We start from the raw sequence: 16794 nt of genomic DNA, 5'->3' as shown, positions 1-16794 counted from the left end.
GCAAGGCTGGAGTCACAGGCGGGTTTGTCGGATGATAGCCGGCCTTGGCCCAGTGTTTTGACTGCAAGCGGCCCCGCGCCGCTGCCTGGATGAGATAGATGATTTCGTTGCGAATTTCCTCGCTACTGTTACTGACCAGCCTGTTGAGCATGGTCGGCTGCGTCGCTCAGCAACCGGTGACGTTGTACCAGCTCGACAGCGGCAACCCGAAAATGCCGGTCGCCAACAAAGGCGTCGCGGTACTGCTGGGGCCGGTGTCCATCGCCGACTACCTGCAACAACCCACCCTGCTGCAACGCCAACCAGACGGCAGCCTGACGCCCGCCACCGAAGCCCGCTGGGCCGGAGCGCTGGGCGCCGATATCGATCAAGTATTGCTGCGCCAACTGGCCTCGCGCCTGGAAACCCAACGCCTGGTCATGGCGCCGGGCGGTGCCGGTTTCGTGCCCGACGTGCAAGTGGAGTTGACCATCAGCCGCATGGACTCAGGCCCGCTGCAGCCAGCGGTGCTGGATGCCCAATGGCGGTTGCTGGATCGGCGCGGCCAACTGCGTGACAGTCGCCTGATTCATATCGAAGAACCGCACCTGGGCGGCTCGGCCGATCAGGTGCGGGCGCAGAGCGTGGTACTGCGGCGCCTGGCCGAGCAATTGGCCTCCGCCATCAAACCAATGTCGGAACAACCCATCGCCGAAGAAACACGCAAGCCAGCGGCCGTTCCCACTCCGGCCAAAACGCCGGAACCCCCGCAAATTCCAAAGGCGGCGCCGGTCAGGCAGCAGACCGAAGTGTTCCGCTTCTAGAAAAGAAAAAACCGCCCGAGATGGCGGTTTTTTTATGGGCGGCTGGAGCAGTCAAAAAGCATCGCGGCTAAAGCCGCACCCACAGGTTGCACAGCCCGTAGGAGCGGCTTTAGCCGCGATGCGATTGCGTAGCCACCGTCTTACTTCAACAACGCGCCCAAGCCGACAAGCAACCGCTCAAGCGCGCCCTTGTTGCGCTGCATCACCGCCAGCCCCGCCGCGCTCATCAGCTCGGCTTGCTGCGGTTGCTGCCACAGCTCGCCCACCGCGTCCGCCAGCGCCTGGGCGTCGTTCACTTCGCGCAAGGCGTGGGCATCGCGCAATTGCGCGGCGATGTCGAGGAAGTTGAACAGATGCGGTCCGCTCAATACCGGTTTGCCCAGCGCGGCCGGTTCCAGCAGGTTATGCCCGCCATTGGCGACCAGGCTGCCGCCGACCAACGCGACATCAGCCAGGGCATAGAGAAATAGCAGCTCGCCCATGGTGTCGCCGAGCAGCACTTGCGTGGTGTCGTTGACCGGCGCGGCGGTGGAGCGGCGCACGGTGTTCAGACCTGCTTTGCCACATAACTCGAACACGCTGTTGAAGCGCTCAGGATGGCGCGGCACCAGGATCAACAGCGCATCGCGGTGCCTGGCAAGCAAGCGTTGGTGGGCGGCCAGCACAATTTCGTCTTCGCCGGCATGGGTGCTGGCGGCGATCCACACCGGACGGCCTTCGGCTTGCCATTCAACGCGCAGCGCGTGGGCGCGTTGCAGCAGTTCGGGGTCAATGCTGAGGTCGAACTTGATCGAGCCGGTCACCGTTACGCATTCAGGCCGCGCGCCCAAGCTGCGAAAGCGCTCGGCTTCGGCGTCGGTTTGCACGGCCAGCAGGCTCATTTCGGCAAGCATCGGCGCAGTCAGCTTGGCGAAACGCCCATAGCCGCGCGCCGACCGTTCAGACAGGCGCCCGTTGGCCAGCGCCACCGGAATGCCCCGCCGCGCGCACTGGTGGATGTGGTTGGGCCACAGCTCGGTTTCCATGATGATCGCCAACCTCGGCTGCGCACGGTCGAGAAACCGCGCCGCCGCCCACGGCAAGTCATACGGCAGATAGCAATGTTGAATCAGCGGGTCGCCAGCAAACAGCGCCTGAATGCGCTCGGAGCCCGTGGGCGTCATGCAGGTGACGGTGATCGGCAGTTGCGGATACCGCTGGCGCAGAGCGCGCACCATCGGCGCGGCGGCAATGCTCTCGCCCACCGACACGGCGTGCACCCAGATGCCGCCGGTTTTCATCGGCGGCAAACCGATAGCGAAGCGCTCATTAATGCGTTGGCCATAGGCCGGCGCCTTGCGGGCGCGAAGCAACAGACGCAGCGCAATCAGCGGCAGGGCCAGGTGAAACAGCACGGTGTAGAGGGTTCTATTCATGCCGCGCAGTTTACTGAGTTCATCATCAAGATGAAGCGCCTCGCTTAGCCGATTGCTTGCAGGTGCTCAGCAAAGCAGTCGGCCAGCCACACGGCCGCGGGCCCCAAGGCTTCATCACGGCGACAGACCAATTCGACCACCAGCGGCGGCGGCGTCCAGTCGCTGCGCAGTTCCACCAGTTGATTGAGATAGGTCGGGTATTGCGCGACGTGGCGCGGCAACCAGGCCCAGCCCAAGTTACGCATCACCAACTCAGCCATGGAATAAAAGCTGTCGGTACGCCACACCGCCGGGCTAATCTGCTCGCCGCCCGGGTAGTGCCGTTCCTGCGGTGCCATGAGCAGCTGCCGGTGTTGCGCCAGGGCGTGTCGGTCGACGTAGTGCGCCTTGGCCAAGGCGTGCCCGGCGCCGCACACGGTGACCATCTCGATCGTGCCCAGGCGCTGACGCTCCAAGGCGCGCGGCATGTTTTCGTGGTGGAACAGCAAGCCAAGGTCAGCGCGCCGGTCTAGCAGTTTCCCCGCCACATCGCCCTGCGCGCCGCTGGACAGCTGCACTTCCAGACGAGGAAATTGCCGCGCCAGCGCCTCTAGGCTATCGAGCACAGGTTGGTAGGGCATGGCCTCATCTTGTGCCAGACGAAGGCACGCTTCTTCCCCTCTGACTAACCCCAGGGCGCGACCTTCCAAGCGTTCGCACTGGCGCAAGATTTCCCGCGCATCTTCCAGCAGCACCTGCCCGACCTCGGTGAGACGCGGTTGACGGCCGCTACTGCGGTCGAACAGCAACATGCCCAAGTCGGCTTCCAACAGCGCAATAGCGCTGCTCACCGCCGACTGCGCACGCCCCAAACGCCGGGCAACCGCCGAGAACGACTGGCTTTCCGCCACGCTGACAAACAACCGTAACTGCTCGAAGTTCCACTGCATGGCGGCAACCCATCTCTAAATCAGATAGCTAATGACTTTATCCCATCGCCACAGCGCTTAGAATCCCGCCATCGAAACAGTCGCCTATAAAAGGAGCGCCGCCATGTCCGGTTATCTGTACCTCGGCATTGCCATTGCCTCGGAAGTGATCGCCACCACCTCGATGAAAGCCATCGACGGCTTCAACAAGCCGCTGCCATTGGTGCTGGTCATCGTTGGCTACGCCATCTCCTTCTGGATGCTGACGCTGGTGGTGCGCAGCATTCCGGTCGGTGTGGCATACGCGGTGTGGGCCGGGTTGGGCATTGTGCTGGTGAGCATCGCGGCGGCGATTATTTACAGCCAGAAGCTCGATGTACCGGCGATGTTGGGCATGGCCATGATCGTGGCGGGGGTGGTGGTGATTCAGTTGTTTTCCAGCACGACCGGGCACTGATGTAAACGGCTGGCCCTCTCCCCCGGCCCCTCTCCCGCAGGCGGGCGAGGGGAGATAAGCGGCCCGCGATTTGGCCCCCTCGCCCGCTCGCGGGAGAGGGCGGGGGAAGAGGGTCAGCCCCAACGCAAGTCCCCGCCTCCAACACCCAGCGTTATACTGCCGCCCTGTTTTTCTGAAGGCGGCTCCCATGTCCCAAGCCCTTAGTACTGACATCCTCATCGTTGGCGGCGGCATTGCCGGCCTCTGGCTCAATGCCCGCCTGCGCCAACAAGGTTTCGCCACCCTATTGGTTGAAAGCGCCAGCCTGGGCGGCGGGCAGAGCGTGAAGTCGCAGGGCATCATTCATGGCGGCGCCAAGTACGCGTTACACGGCGCGCTGACCGGCGCCTCCGAAGCCATCGCCGATATGCCGCGCCGCTGGCGCGAGGCGCTGGAGGGCAGCGGCGAGCTGGACTTGCGCGGCGCGCGCGTGCTTTCCAATGCCCACTACCTGTGGTCGCCCGGCACGCTCGCCGGCAATCTGACCAGTTTCTTCGCCAGCAAGGCCGTGCGTTCACGCGTCGATCAAGTCAAAGGCGCCGACCTGCCGCCCGCCCTGCAAGACCCCAAATTCAAAGGCAAGGTGTACCGCCTCAACGAGCTGGTGCTGGATGTGCCGAGCCTGATCCAGCGCCTGGCCGAACTGGCGGGCGACAGCTTGCTCAGCGGCGAGCACATCGAACCGTTGCTCGACAACGGCGAGCTGGCGGGCCTTACGGTCGACGGGCGTGAAATACGTGCGCAACGCGTGGTGCTCAGCGCGGGCGCCGGCAATGCCGCATTGCTCACGGCCCTCGGCCAGAGCCAGCCGCTGATGCAGCGCCGGCCGCTGCACATGGTGATGGTCAAGGGGCCGACACTCAAACCGCTGTACGCCCATTGCCTCGGCGGCGGGCCCAAGCCGCGCGTCACCGTCACCAGCCACCCCACCGCTGACGGCCAATGGTTGTGGTACCTGGGCGGCGACCTCGCCGAGGCCGACGGCGTAGCTCGCGACGGCCAGGCGCAAATCGCCGCCGCGCAGAAAGAGCTGAGCAACCTGCTGCCGTGGGTCGATTTCAGTCAGGCGCATTGGGCAACCTTGCGCGTCGACCGCGCCGAGCCCGCGCAAAGCGGCCTGGTTCGCCCGGACAACGCCTTCCTCACCGAAAGCAAACGCCTGCTGATCGGCTGGCCCACCAAACTGGCGCTCGCCCCCGACTTCGCCGACCGCGTGCTGGCTGCGCTGAAACGCGACAACGTGCAGCCCGGCAATCACCCCGCCCTCCCCGAGCTGCCGCGTCCACCCGTGGCGCCAACGGCCTGGGAGAGCCTGCTGCCATGAGCCAGAAAACCCTGCACGATCTGCATCGCCCGCTCGGCAGCACCGGCCTGCGGGTGTCGCCGCTGGGGCTGGGCACCGTCAAGCTGGGGCGCGACCAAGGGGTGAAATACCCGAATGGATTTCAGATTCCCGACGACCACGAGGCGCGCCTGCTGCTGAGCCTGGCCCGCGAGCTGGGCATCAACCTGATCGACACCGCGCCCGCCTATGGCCGCAGCGAGGAGCGGCTGGGGCCATTGCTGCGTGGCCAGCGCGACGAATGGGTGATTGTCAGCAAGGTCGGCGAAGAATTTGCCGACGGTCTGTCGCACCACGACTTTTCCGCCGCCCACACCCGACTGTCAGTCGAGCGCAGCCTTACTCGCCTGGAAACCGACCGCATCGACCTGGTGCTGGTGCATTCCGACGGCAACGACCTCGACGTGCTGCAGCAACATGAGGTGTATCAAACCCTGGCGGCGCTAAAGGCAGAGGGCAAAATCGGCGCGTACGGCTTTTCCGGCAAAACCGTCGAAGGCGGTTTGTTGGCGCTGGAGCACGGCGACTGCGCCATGGTCACCTACAACCTCAATGAGCAGGGCGAACGCCCGGTGCTCGACTACGCTTGGCAGCACGGCAAAGGCATTCTGCTGAAAAAAGCCCTGGCCAGCGGGCATGTGTGTCTGGAACCGGGCGTTGATCCGGTGCGTGCCAGCTTCGAATTGGCCTTCGCGCACCCGGCTGTGGCCAGCGCGATAGTCGGAACCATCAATCCGCTGCACCTGTCACACAACGTCTCCACCGCCGCGTCCGTCATCCACTCTCTCGGGCGGGCTTAAAACAATAACGACCGCCATTCGCTGAGCCGTAACAATCATCAGCGAGCATGCACAGTAGCTGTCCCCAGGAAGGAGCCGATATGCCGAAGGTCCTCGTCCGCAAGGCCCCCACTGATTTCAAAACCTTGGCGCTGCATGTCGAAGCCAGCGCCGCCGGCCTCAGCTACCAGGGCATTGGCCCACCGCTGAATTTTTCTCAGGTACTGGACCGTCGCCAGCCGTTGCCGCTGGATAACGCCGAGCAGTTTCAAGTGGATCTGGCCAACCTCGGCGTCTCCGTGCGCCTGACCCTGAACTGGCAAGGCCGCGATTACTGGGTGCTGGTTCGCCAGCGCCGTCTGGACCGTGGCGATGTGGTGCTCAAACTGATTTCCGGCTACGTGCCGGCCCACGAACTCAACCTGCCGTTGCTGACGGCGATTCAGGAAGTCGCCGAAGAATGCTTGCTGGAAACCCCGGAAGGCTGGCTGGGCGGGCGTTTCGGTGACACCTGGCTGCCCACGCCGTACCACAGCGCCCTGCGTTACCGCGAATCGACGAGCTTCAGCCTCAGCCCGCTATCCGGCGCGGCGCGGCCGATTCGTTGCGGCAACCTGACCCTGATCGAACGCCCGCGCGCCTACGTGCACGTGCCGACTTCGTCGTTGCAGTTGGTCTACGACCTGCGCCTGGAACTGCCGAAAGAGGCGCGTCAGCTCAGCCTGTTTCACGTCGACGAGCGTTTGGAAGACGGCAAACTGGTCGCCCGCCTCGACCGCACCAAACCCGACCTCTATCTGATTCCCTTGAACCAGGGCAAACCCAGCGCCGAACTGCTTACCCTCAAGCAAGGCACGCTGGTGCCGGCCAGCACACGGGGCATTTTTCTCGCCGAAAGCTTTGCCCCGCAGGAAGGGTGGTTAGTGCGAGAAGAACGGGTTCGCTGGAAAGACTGGGTTGCCCAGCAAGGACTGGGCGCAAAAAAGCCGCAGATTAAAGTGGCCAATGGCGGGTAGATTGCCCGCTCATTGGATGCGCATGTAGGAGCCAGCTTGCTGGCGAATGGATCTCGGGTTGGATCACCGTTTCCAGGGTTCGCCAGCAAGCTGGCTCCTACAAGAGCAGTCCGCGTTGCTACTTCAATTCGCTGGAGCTTTTGCCCAGCAACCGCCGCGCCACGATCAGCAGTTGTATCTGCTGGGTGCCTTCGAAGATGTCGAGAATCTTCGAATCCCGCGCCCATTTCTCGAGCAGCTCGTCCTCGCCATAGCCCAACGCGCCCGCCAGTTCCACGCACTTGAGCGTCACTTCGTTCGCCACGCGTCCGGCCTTGGCTTTGGCGATGGAGGCTTCTTTTGAATTGGGCAGCTTGTTATCGGCCATCCACGCCGCTTTCAAGGTGAGCAGCCGCGCGGCTTCCCACTCGGCTTCCAGGCGGTACAGCGTCGCCTCGGCATGGCTGACGGCGAGCAAGGGCTTGGCGTAGTCGAAGCGAAAGGTGTCTTTGAGCAGCTCACGGGTGCGATCCAGCGACGCCTTGGCCACGCCAATGGCCATGCCAGCCACCAGCGGACGGGTGTTGTCGAAGGTTTCCATCACCCCGGCAAACCCTTTCTGCACGTCCACTTCCGGGTTGCCGAGCAGGTTGGCGGCCGGCACCCGGCAGTCGTTGAAGCTGATGGAGGCGGTGTCCGACGCTTTGATGCCGAGCTTTTTCTCCAGCCGCGTCACGCTCATGCCGGGCGTGCCGTGTTCGACCACAAACGACTTGATGGCCGCGCGACCCAGGGCTTTGTCCAGGGTGGCCCAGACCACCACCGAGTCAGCCCGCTCGCCGGAGGTGACGTAGATTTTTTCGCCGTTGAGCACGTAATGGTCGCCGTCCTTGCGCGCTGTGGTGCGAATGGCGGCGGAGTCGGAGCCGCAGCTCGGCTCGGTGATTGCCATCGCAGCCCAAGTGCCGTTGAAGCGTTGCAACTGTTCGTCGTTGGCCACAGCGGCAATGGCAGCGTTGCCCAAGCCTTGGCGCGGCATGGCCAGCAGCAAGCCGACGTCGCCCCAGCACAACTCCATCACGCCCAGCAGCGCCGACAGGTTGCCGCCGTTTTTCACGCCCTCTTCCACCGACTTGGCTGCGCCGCGTTTGCTCGCCGAAGTGGCGCCAATGGCGTCTGGCGAGCCGGCGTTCATGCCGTCCAGCAGGGCGGCGAGCAGGTCGAGTTCTTTCGGGTAGGCGTGTTCGGCCTTGTCGTATTTACGCGAAATGGGGCGGAAATAGTTAGCCGCCACTTGGTGCGCCTGGTGCACCAGGCCAGAGAACTTTTTCGGGGTTTCCAGGTTCATGTGCGTAACTCCCTGCTCACAGTTGCAGGCCGCCGGCCATTACGGCCACGGCGCGCAGGTCGCGGTACCAGCGCTCGGCTGGGTGTTCTTTGGTAAAGCCATGACCGCCTAACAACTGCACCGCGTCGGTGCCGATCTTCATGGCTTTCTCCGCGCATAACAGGCGCGCCAGGTACGCCTCACGGTGAAACTCCAACCCTTGCTCGGAACGCGCGCAGGCGCGCCAGACCAACATGCGCATGGCGTCCAGCTCGATGGCGATGTCGGCGACCATAAACGCCACGCCCTGCCGGTGGCTGATGGGTTCACCAAAAGCGATGCGTTCGTTGCAGTAGGTCGTCACATACTCCAGCGCCGCCTGGCCAGTGCCCACGGCGAGCGCACACCAGGCCAGCGCGGCGTGGTCGAGGAAGCTTTGGTAGTTGAAGTGCCCGGCATTCAGGCGCTGTTCAGCCGGCACTTTCACGCCCTTGAGTTTGACCCGCGCCGTGGCGCCCGCCTTGAGCCCCATGCCGGGCTCGGGGAAGCGTTGCAGCCCTTTGCTGCCGGCCTCGACGATAAACAGCGCCGGACCATTTTCGGCCCGCGCGGCGATGATCAGGTGACTGGCGTCCAAGCCACGCAGCACCAGGCACTTTTCGCCGCTGAGGGTGTAATGCTTGCCCTTGCGCTTGGCTTTGGTGCCCAGCTTGAGCGGGTCGAACAGTGCTTCGGGCTCGTTGACGGCAATGGCCATCACCGGCGCACTGGCTTCGCCCACAAACGCCGGCAACCAGCGTTGCTGCTGCTCAGGCGAGCCCCAACGGCGAATGCAGTTGGCGGCCGACAACGGCACCAGCAACGCGGCAGCCAGGGACATATCGCCCTTGGCCAACGCTTCGGCGATCAAGGCATTGCTCACCGTGGTGCGCTCGCCGGCCATGCCGCCATGGGCTTCGCTGACGCCATAAAACGTCAGGCCCAGGTCTTGCGCCTGATTGAGCAATTCAGCGGGGACGGCAGCATTGGCGTCGGCGTCGTGGGCGGCGGGGCGCAGCACATCGCTGGCAAAACCGGCGAGCATATCGACGAGCATTTGCTGCTCTTCGCTAAGGGACAAATCGAACAGCGCGTCCGGATCGACCTTGCGCGGCGTGCGGCTGCCGCCTTTTTGCGCGCGATCAGCGGCCATGCGAAAGCTGGCGCGGCTGCCGCTGTAAACGAGTTTTTCAAAGGGCTTGCGCAGGTTCAGGCGATCAGGCCAATCGGCCTGCGCCATGCGATTGAGAAGGGCCAGAGCGCGGCCTTGTACATCGGCATTCATGGGCATCTTTCCGTCCAGGATGAAGATGCCCGCAGCATGCGCGCGTCAAAACGCCGCGCCTATGACCGCTACGCCGGGGGTGATTGGCAGGTCAGCCAAAGGGGGAAATGCAGAGCGCATTCACAACACCCGTCATTCCCGCGAAGGCGGGAATCCAGAATCTCCGGTCAGGCGAAAATTTCCTGAATCCCGAATCGTCGGACCGCCGCCTGCGCGGGGATGACGGCGGTGGTTTTGAGCCTTCTCAGTGGGGTGCGCCATGCGCACCGCGGCCAACTGGTTATTTACGCTCGCGAATCTTGTTAACGATGGCGGTCGTGGAGCTGTTTTCCACCAACCCCAACACGCGCACTTCGCCGCCGTAGGCTTTGACGATATCGGCACCGACAACCTGCTCAACGCCGTAGTCGCCGCCTTTCACCAACACGTCCGGTTTAACCGCACGCAGCAGGTTTTCCGGGGTGTCTTCGCTGAAGCACACCACCCAATCCACGGCGCCGAGACCGGCGAGCACGGCCATGCGGCGGTCGACCGAATTGATCGGCCGACCCGGGCCTTTCAGGCGGCTAACCGAGGCGTCATCGTTGACCGCCAGGACCAGGCGGTCGCCTTGGGCGCGGGCTTGTTCCAGGTAGGTCACGTGGCCGGCGTGAAGAATGTCGAAGCAGCCGTTGGTGAAGACAATTTTTTCGCCATGGGCGCGGGCGTCGTCGATGCTGGTTAGCAGTTGATCCAGCGTCAGCACGCCACGCTCGGAACCTTCCTCACGCTGCACGGCGCGGCGCAGTTCCGGCGCGCTGATGGCAGCGGTGCCGAGCTTGCCGACCACGATGCCGGCCGCCAGATTGGCCAACGCCACGGCTTGCGGCAGTTCTTCACCGGCAGCAATGGAGGCTGCCAGCGTGGAAATCACGGTGTCGCCGGCGCCGGTCACATCAAACACTTCACGGGCACGGGCTGGCAGATGCAGGGCCGGATGCTCAGGACGCAGCAGGGTCATGCCGTGCTCGCCACGGGTCACCAGCAAGGCGCCCAATTCCAGTTCGCGCATCAGCTCGGCGCCCTTGGCGACCAGTTCGGCCTCGTCGGCGCAACGGCCGACGATGGTTTCAAATTCGCTGAGATTCGGGGTAATCAGACTGGCGCCACGGTAGATGGCGAAGTCTTTGCCCTTGGGGTCGGCCAGCACCGGAATGTTGCGTGCGCGGGCGGCCTGGATCAGTTCCTGATGGTTCTTCAGCGCGCCTTTGCCGTAGTCCGACAGCACCAGCACTTTGATGCCGTTGAGCTGGCTTTCGACCGAGGCGGTGAGCGCCACGGTGTCGGTTCTGAACGGTTCTTCGAAGTCCATGCGCAGCAGTTGCTGATGACGGCTCATGACCCGCAGTTTGACGATGGTCGGCTGGCCGGCGATGCGTTGGAACTGAGCGCTCACGCCAGCTGCCTGCAGGCTGTCGGCCAGGCTGACGGCGGCTTCGTCTTCGCCGGTCACGCCCACCAGCCGCGCCGGCGCACCGAGCGCTGCGATGTTCAGGGCCACGTTGGCGGCGCCACCGGGACGGTCTTCGATCTGGTCAACACGCACCACCGGCACTGGCGCTTCCGGGGAAATCCGCGAAGTGCCGCCGTGCCAGTAGCGGTCGAGCATGACATCACCGACCACCAAAACTGAGGCCTGATCAAAACGGGGCATGGACAACTTCATGGACTCTCCGGGGACGCTTAAACGCGGCAAAAAAATATAGCACAGCGAGGTACGCGCCCAGCTCAGCGGCCGGGCGCTGCGCCTCAATCAGGTAAACGGCGGACCCAGAACAGCTCGTGCCGCCGGACCGCTTTGCGAAAGAACTCGTCCTCACCGGTGGCCGGCCAGCGGCGCCCGGCGAGGAGCTGTTGGATGGCGCGGCGCAGGCGCTTCTTCAGCGGCGGCCGCCCTTGCAAATCGTGCTGCATGCCCAGCGCCATGGCTTTATCGATCTGCGTGGCCGGGCTTAATACCGGGCTCCACAGCAGGTCCGCCGGTAACGCGTCGATGGCCGGCGGCAAGGCGATGCCATTGCCCGCCGGGCCCATAGGCCAGCGGTCGTTGTCGTGCAGGTGGTTGGCGTAGAACAACAGGGTGTGCGGTTTCCACGTGCTACGGGCGATAGCCTGACGCAGTGCCTCGGTGGTGGCGACGTGGTCGGCGTGCGGATCCAGCTCCGGGTGCGGCGTAACTACGACGCTCGGGCGGAAGTGCTCCAGGGCAAACACCAGATCGGCCAGCAAATTATTCCAGCTTGGCACGCCATCGCTGTCACTCGGCAAGCGCAGCGGATTGAGCCGCCGCACGCTGCGCACATCGCTTTCGCCCGACTCGTGCGAGCCGAAGGCGTTGTCCGGCTCGGCGGCCATGGCCGGTAGTTGCAAGCAGTAATAGCCGAGCTGCACGCAATGGCTGGCGGGCACGCCGCCCCACTGTGGCACCGTGATGCTGTCCCAGGCGCGCAAATGGCCTTTGAGGCGCGCCGCGTTTTCCGGCGAGAGGCCCATTTGCTGAAAGCGTTCGGCTTCGATTTCGCCTTGGGTCAGGGTCACGATGCTGACATTTTTGCTGCGGCTGTAGAGGCCGAAGGCGGCCAGCTCGGCGTCGTCGGCATGGGGCGCGAGGATCATCACCGGCTCTTCGGCGTAGTCCGGGTTGCTCAGGCAGAACAGCTCGCCCGCCGATGCCAGGCGGCAGAAGCGGCCTTTGATGGTCAGTTGTCCTTGCGCCAAGGCGGCGGCCTGCCCGGACACATTGAGATAACGCCGCCCCGCCACGCCGCGCTCGAAGTCCTGACGGTCATCGCCTACCAGAACCTGCGGATCCAGCAAGCGGCCCAGCAACGTGGCGCGCACCCGTACCGACAAAATCAGGGTATCGCCTTCGACCACGGCATCGCGCAGCTGCACCGTACCGTCGGCCACCGTCACGGCAAAACGCGGCGTGCCGGCGGGAAAGCGGTACAGGTAATCGTCTTTGGGCGAGTAGAACAAATGGTCGGCAAACCACGCTTCGTGGCCAATCCAGCCCAGCACCAGCAACAGCGGCACCAGCCACCAGGCGACGATCAGCCCCAGCAGCGCCAGCACCACCAGGGCAATGGCGAGGAACAGGCGTTTGTTGCGCCGATGCTGTTTAAGAAGCTGCTGCTTGCGTGTGCTCATGGGGAAAACCTGGGGCTCTATACCTGAAACACCGGCACGCTATGGCACCAGCGGTCTTTGTATTCGCGGTCGGCGCGGCCGAAGGAGTAGCGCAGCGGTTTATTCAATGCGCGGGCGGCGGCCCAGGCGTCTTGCGTGTTGACGAAGCTGAGCACGCTGCCGGGGCTGAACTCGCGGTTCTGCGGGTCGACACCACCGTTGATGTATTCAAGGCTCACCCAACTCGGCGCCTGCACTTGATACAGCACCTGGATGGCTACGGGCAGGTCGTTGAGGTAAATCAGCGAGCCGGTCATGAATTCACGCAGCAGGGTGAACACTTCGGCCAGATGCGCCTTGCCGGTCGCCTCGAAGCCCCAGCGGCGCTGGAACAGGTCGGCGTAGATGCTCGCCTGTTCAGCAGGCGTCAGATCAAGCATCGGCCGAATCACCCCGCCCGCCTCCTCCAGCAAGCGCTGTTCGCGACGCTGGTTGTAACGGAATTTTTTCGAATAATCCTCGGGGGCGCGGGCCAGCGCCAAGCCTTCAGGTTGCGGCTTGAGCGTGTCGATCCGGCCGCTGTTCAGCTCCGAGACATAACGCATGCGCTGACGCACCGGCACCTGAACATCGGGCGCCACCGGCAGAATGATTTCGGCATTGCCCAGATCGAACAGCCCGCGCTTGCCCTTGGCCTTGAGCACGTCTTTGGACAACGCCAAATGGCGACCCCAGCACGGCACGGCGGCGACCAGCTCATCGCCGGCAATCCAGCCGAGGTAGCGCACGGGAAACCCCGCCAGGCCGGCGAGGCGTTCGATGACCTGCGGATGAGTGGCCACGCTGCCGCCGAAGCGGTTCCAGGCGGCGGCGTAAGCGTCGGCTTCGATCGGGGTCCAGCCACGTTCACGCCAGCCCCGCCACACGCGGCCGATCATGCCGGAAGCAGCTCGGCTTCGGCTTCGTCGCCGTCTTTGAACTGCTTGGCGTGCAAGCGCGAGTAGTAGCCGTTCAGGGCCAACAACTCATCGTGGCTGCCGCGCTCGACGATCTCGCCTTGGTCCATGACCAGAATCAGATCGGCCTTTTCAATGGTGCTCAGACGGTGGGCAATCACCAGCGTGGTGCGGCCTTGCATAACCTTGTCGAGGGCGCCCTGAATGTGGCGTTCGGATTCGGTATCCAGCGCCGAGGTGGCCTCGTCGAGAATCAGCAGTGGCGCGTTTTTCAGCAGCGCACGGGCAATGGCCAGACGCTGACGTTGGCCACCGGACAGCAGCACGCCGTTCTCGCCAACCAAGGTGTCGTAGCCTTGCGGCATCTTCTCGATGAACTCGGCCGCATACGCATCTTCAGCCGACTGGCGCACGGCATCGAACGGCGCGCCGGCCAAATCGCCATAGGCAATGTTGTTGGTAACGGTGTCGTTGAACAGCGTGACGTGCTGGGTCACCAAGGCGATATGACGGCGCAGGTTGGTCAGCTTGAAGGTTTCGATTTCCAGACCATCGAGCAAAATTTCGCCCTGGTTGTGGTGATAGAAACGCGGAATCAAATTGGCCAGCGTCGACTTGCCGCTGCCCGAGCGGCCCACCAGGGCGACCATTTGCCCGGGCTTGGCGACGAAGGAAATGTTGCTCAGTACCTCACGCTGGGTGCCAGGGTATTGGAAGCTCAGATTGCGCACTTCCAGCAGGCCAGTGGCGCGTTCCAGCTCCACGGTGCCGGTGTCCACTTCCGGCTCTTCATCGAGCTGCTCGAAGATGCTTTCCGCGCCGGCCAGACCTTTCTGAATGGTGGCGCTGACTTCTGACAGTTGGCGGATCGGCTTGGGCAGCAGGCCGGCGGCGGTGATGTAGGCCACCAGTTCGGCGGGCGAGGCATCACCCCGGAAGTACAGCACCAGGTACATAAGCACGGCCATGCCGATATAAATGACCAGTTGCAGGCTGGGCGTGTAGATCGACTGGGTGCGCGTCATGCCCAGGCTGCGGTTCATGTTGTCTTCGCTGGCTTCGCGGAAACGGGTTTTCTCGTAGGTTTCGCCGCCGAAGCTGCGCACCACGCGATAGCCCTGAATGGTCTCCGAGGCCACGTGGGTGACGTCGCCCATCGCCACCTGGATCTTCTTACTTTGGCTGCGAAACTTCTTACTGGCGGTCGTTACCAGCACCGCAATAACCGGCAGGATGCACAGCAGCACCGAGGTCAGTTTCCAGTTGCTGTAAACCAGATAACCGAACAGAAACACCACGGTCAGGCCTTCACGAATCACCACCTTGATAGCATCGGTGGCGGCCCCGGTGACCATGGTCACGTTGTAGGTAATACGGGAAATCAGGTGGCCGGAATTGTGGTTATCAAAGTACCGGTTGGGCAGCGTCAGCAGACTGTTGAACAGCGCCACCCGCAGGTCGTGGACCAAGCCGCGGGAGACTTTTGCAAGGTAGTAGTTGCCCAGAAATGAGCCTATGCCCTGATAGACGGCAATGAGTACAATCAACAACGGCACGCCAAGGACCATTGAAACGCCGAGAAACTTGGTGTCGTTGGTGCCTTCCAGGGCGCGGATAAAGTGTTTGAGCATGTCGGCCAGCAACGGTTGGCTGGACGCGAAAATCACGAAACCGACAATACTGATCGCAAAAGCACCCCAATACGGCAGCACATACTTGAGCAGTCTCAAATAGACTTTCAGACTGGATTGCTCACTGGTTTTGGCCATTCGGCACGCCTCATACGACTGGCTTGAGAGAAAAGATGCGGATTGTAGCAGCGAACGAATTGCAAGATTGGCTCGACCACGGCGAGCTTCTGGAAAAAGACAGTTTTGGGCCGAAGGTGGTGCGCTTGGCGGACGGCCGTTTGCTCAAGATCATGCGCAGTCGCCGCACGCCGCTGCTGGCCCGCTTGCTGCCCTCGGCACAACGTTTCAGCCGCAATGCGCAACGCTTGCAACAGGCCGGCATCGCCACCCCGATCATTGATGAAAGCGTGTGGATAGACCGCGAAAAAGGGGTCAGCGCTTGCCTCTATCAGCCCCTGCCAGGCGAGCCGCTCGACGGCCTGTTCCGCCACGACAAACCCCGGTTTATAAAATTGCTTCCGCAGTTGGCGGCTTACATCTATCGCCTGCATCAGCGCGGCATTTACTTTCGCTCGCTGCACCTGGGCAACATCTTGCTCACGCCTGATGGCGACTTCGGCCTGATTGATTTCCTCGACTTGCGCTTCAAGCGCGCGCCGCTGAATAAGCGCCTAGTGCGGCGAAACTTCGAACACTTGCGCGGCTATTTACAGCGGCGCAAGGTCGAGGGTTTTCCGTGGGACGATTTGCTTGCGGCTTACGCGCGGGCCAGCAGCGCGTCGAGCTGATCGCGCTGCAGCTTGGGAATCAGGCGCTCCGGCAGCCGGCTTTGCGCCGACAGGTTGTACACCTGAAATTGCGGCTTGATCACACGCTCAGCCAGTAGCTGAAAGCTCGGCAGAATGTAGTCATCGAAGTCGCCATCCAAGCGACTGGGCACCGCTTTTTCGCCGTCCTCATAGAAGCGGCCGGCCTTGGTGTTCAAGTCCACGCCCACCAGCAGCACCTGTGTAAACCCCAAGTGATAGGCCAGTTGGATGCCCGCATAGGGCACGGTGCGGCCGTTGAAGTAGCCTTTCTGTAGATTGCGACTGAAGCCGATGCGGTTCGGCTTTTGCCGGAACCAGGAATAGTTGCACTCGATGTCGTCGTCGTTGCGCATCGCCCGCGCGAATTGCCGTGGGCTCAAATGCCGGTGCGCCTCGTCGCAGCGCCCTGCGCGCTCGAAGCGAAACACCGAGCGCCCTTCCAAGGCGTCCGGCACGGTGCCCAGCAGGGTTTCAATCACGCGCGGGGAAAGCACCAAGTGGCGAGCATGCTCGACCGCTTGCAGCATCAGTGGCAGACGGTTGCGAACGAAGCTGCTGTCGTCGCACAGGTAGTAATCGGGCGCCATGCCGACAGAGGTGAAGCGGCAGATCGAGCCGTTCAACGCCATCATCGGGAACTGGCCGTATTGCTCCAGCGGGAAATTTTTAGTGGACGGCCCGGACGCCACGATAAATACCGGACCAGAGCGGCTGTTGCGACACGCGTCGAATGATTCGAACGGCACCGATTTATTCGAAAGGTAAAACTCGCCCATCCAAGGCGTCCCTCTTTTCATGGAGGTGTCGAGAATCGACACCACTCCCTATGATTTTCGATAAA

At 63.0% G+C, this 16794-nt stretch carries 15 protein-coding genes; 6 read left to right on the top strand and 9 right to left on the bottom strand.

What is annotated here, in order from left to right:
* Nucleotides 1-98 precede the first annotated feature (98 nt).
* A complete protein-coding gene (locus AC0IW7_RS14165; RefSeq protein WP_471818833.1) occupies nucleotides 99-803 on the top strand; it encodes a PqiC family protein in 705 nt (234 codons plus the stop codon).
* Nucleotides 804-943: 140 nt separating this feature from the next.
* On the opposite strand, the gene waaA is transcribed toward AC0IW7_RS14165, so the two are convergent.
* A complete protein-coding gene (gene waaA, locus AC0IW7_RS14160; protein ID WP_471818831.1) occupies nucleotides 944-2218 on the bottom strand; it encodes a lipid IV(A) 3-deoxy-D-manno-octulosonic acid transferase in 1275 nt (424 codons plus the stop codon).
* A gap of 44 nt (nucleotides 2219-2262) precedes the next feature.
* Entirely contained in the window at nucleotides 2263-3147 is an 885-nt protein-coding gene (locus tag AC0IW7_RS14155; protein WP_471818830.1) for a LysR family transcriptional regulator, read from the bottom strand.
* Between the two features lie 103 nt (nucleotides 3148-3250).
* Between AC0IW7_RS14155 and AC0IW7_RS14150 the strand changes: the two genes are divergently transcribed.
* The 4 genes from AC0IW7_RS14150 (at nucleotide 3251) to AC0IW7_RS14135 (ending at nucleotide 6759) form a co-directional block, all read left to right on the top strand.
* Entirely contained in the window at nucleotides 3251-3583 is a 333-nt protein-coding gene (locus AC0IW7_RS14150; protein ID WP_122493315.1) for a DMT family transporter, read from the top strand.
* 187 nt (nucleotides 3584-3770) lie between these two features.
* Nucleotides 3771-4946 (top strand): NAD(P)/FAD-dependent oxidoreductase, encoded by a 1176-nt coding sequence (locus AC0IW7_RS14145; protein WP_471818828.1) that lies wholly within the window; start codon nucleotides 3771-3773, stop codon nucleotides 4944-4946.
* The gene (locus AC0IW7_RS14140) at nucleotides 4943-5764 is read left to right on the top strand and encodes an aldo/keto reductase (protein WP_471818826.1); all 822 of its coding nucleotides are present in this window, start codon (nucleotides 4943-4945) and stop codon (nucleotides 5762-5764) included. Before AC0IW7_RS14145 ends, AC0IW7_RS14140 begins: the two co-directional genes overlap by 4 nt.
* Nucleotides 5765-5844: 80 nt before the next feature.
* A complete protein-coding gene (locus AC0IW7_RS14135) occupies nucleotides 5845-6759 on the top strand; it encodes a metal ABC transporter ATPase (RefSeq protein WP_471818825.1) in 915 nt (304 codons plus the stop codon).
* A 118-nt stretch (nucleotides 6760-6877) separates the two neighbouring features.
* Here AC0IW7_RS14135 and AC0IW7_RS14130 read toward each other — a convergent pair whose 3' ends face one another.
* The 6 genes from AC0IW7_RS14130 to msbA all read right to left on the bottom strand — a co-directional run bounded on the left by AC0IW7_RS14130 (nucleotide 6878) and on the right by msbA (nucleotide 15282).
* Nucleotides 6878-8086, bottom strand: coding sequence for an acyl-CoA dehydrogenase family protein (locus AC0IW7_RS14130; RefSeq protein WP_122449533.1), 1209 nt, complete (start codon nucleotides 8084-8086; stop codon nucleotides 6878-6880).
* A gap of 16 nt (nucleotides 8087-8102) precedes the next feature.
* Nucleotides 8103-9395 (bottom strand): acyl-CoA dehydrogenase family protein, encoded by a 1293-nt coding sequence (locus tag AC0IW7_RS14125; protein ID WP_471818823.1) that lies wholly within the window; start codon nucleotides 9393-9395, stop codon nucleotides 8103-8105.
* Nucleotides 9396-9669: 274 nt separating this feature from the next.
* Entirely contained in the window at nucleotides 9670-11094 is a 1425-nt protein-coding gene (gene hldE / locus AC0IW7_RS14120; protein ID WP_471818821.1) for a bifunctional D-glycero-beta-D-manno-heptose-7-phosphate kinase/D-glycero-beta-D-manno-heptose 1-phosphate adenylyltransferase HldE, read from the bottom strand.
* 83 nt (nucleotides 11095-11177) lie between these two features.
* Nucleotides 11178-12578 carry a PIG-L deacetylase family protein gene (locus tag AC0IW7_RS14115; RefSeq protein ID WP_471818819.1) on the bottom strand — a complete coding sequence of 467 codons (1401 nt, stop codon included), beginning with the start codon at nucleotides 12576-12578 and terminating at the stop codon, nucleotides 11178-11180.
* 17 nt (nucleotides 12579-12595) lie between these two features.
* Nucleotides 12596-13495 (bottom strand): GNAT family N-acetyltransferase, encoded by a 900-nt coding sequence (locus AC0IW7_RS14110; RefSeq protein ID WP_471818818.1) that lies wholly within the window; start codon nucleotides 13493-13495, stop codon nucleotides 12596-12598.
* Nucleotides 13492-15282, bottom strand: a complete 1791-nt coding sequence (gene msbA / locus AC0IW7_RS14105) for a lipid A export permease/ATP-binding protein MsbA (RefSeq protein WP_471818816.1) — start codon at nucleotides 15280-15282, stop codon at nucleotides 13492-13494. Before msbA ends, AC0IW7_RS14110 begins: the two co-directional genes overlap by 4 nt.
* A gap of 35 nt (nucleotides 15283-15317) precedes the next feature.
* Between msbA and AC0IW7_RS14100 the strand changes: the two genes are divergently transcribed.
* Nucleotides 15318-15932 (top strand): lipopolysaccharide kinase InaA family protein, encoded by a 615-nt coding sequence (locus AC0IW7_RS14100; RefSeq protein WP_471818814.1) that lies wholly within the window; start codon nucleotides 15318-15320, stop codon nucleotides 15930-15932.
* On the opposite strand, the gene AC0IW7_RS14095 is transcribed toward AC0IW7_RS14100, so the two are convergent.
* Nucleotides 15902-16729, bottom strand: coding sequence for a lipopolysaccharide core biosynthesis protein (locus tag AC0IW7_RS14095; protein WP_471818813.1), 828 nt, complete (start codon nucleotides 16727-16729; stop codon nucleotides 15902-15904). The two genes, AC0IW7_RS14100 and AC0IW7_RS14095, sit on opposite strands and share 31 nt — an antisense overlap.
* Nucleotides 16730-16794 lie beyond the last annotated feature (65 nt).

This window comes from Pseudomonas sp. AC229 (genome assembly GCF_979254655.1).
The sequence above is the reverse complement of the archived record's forward strand: the minus strand, read 5'-3'. Positions and strand labels throughout refer to the sequence as shown.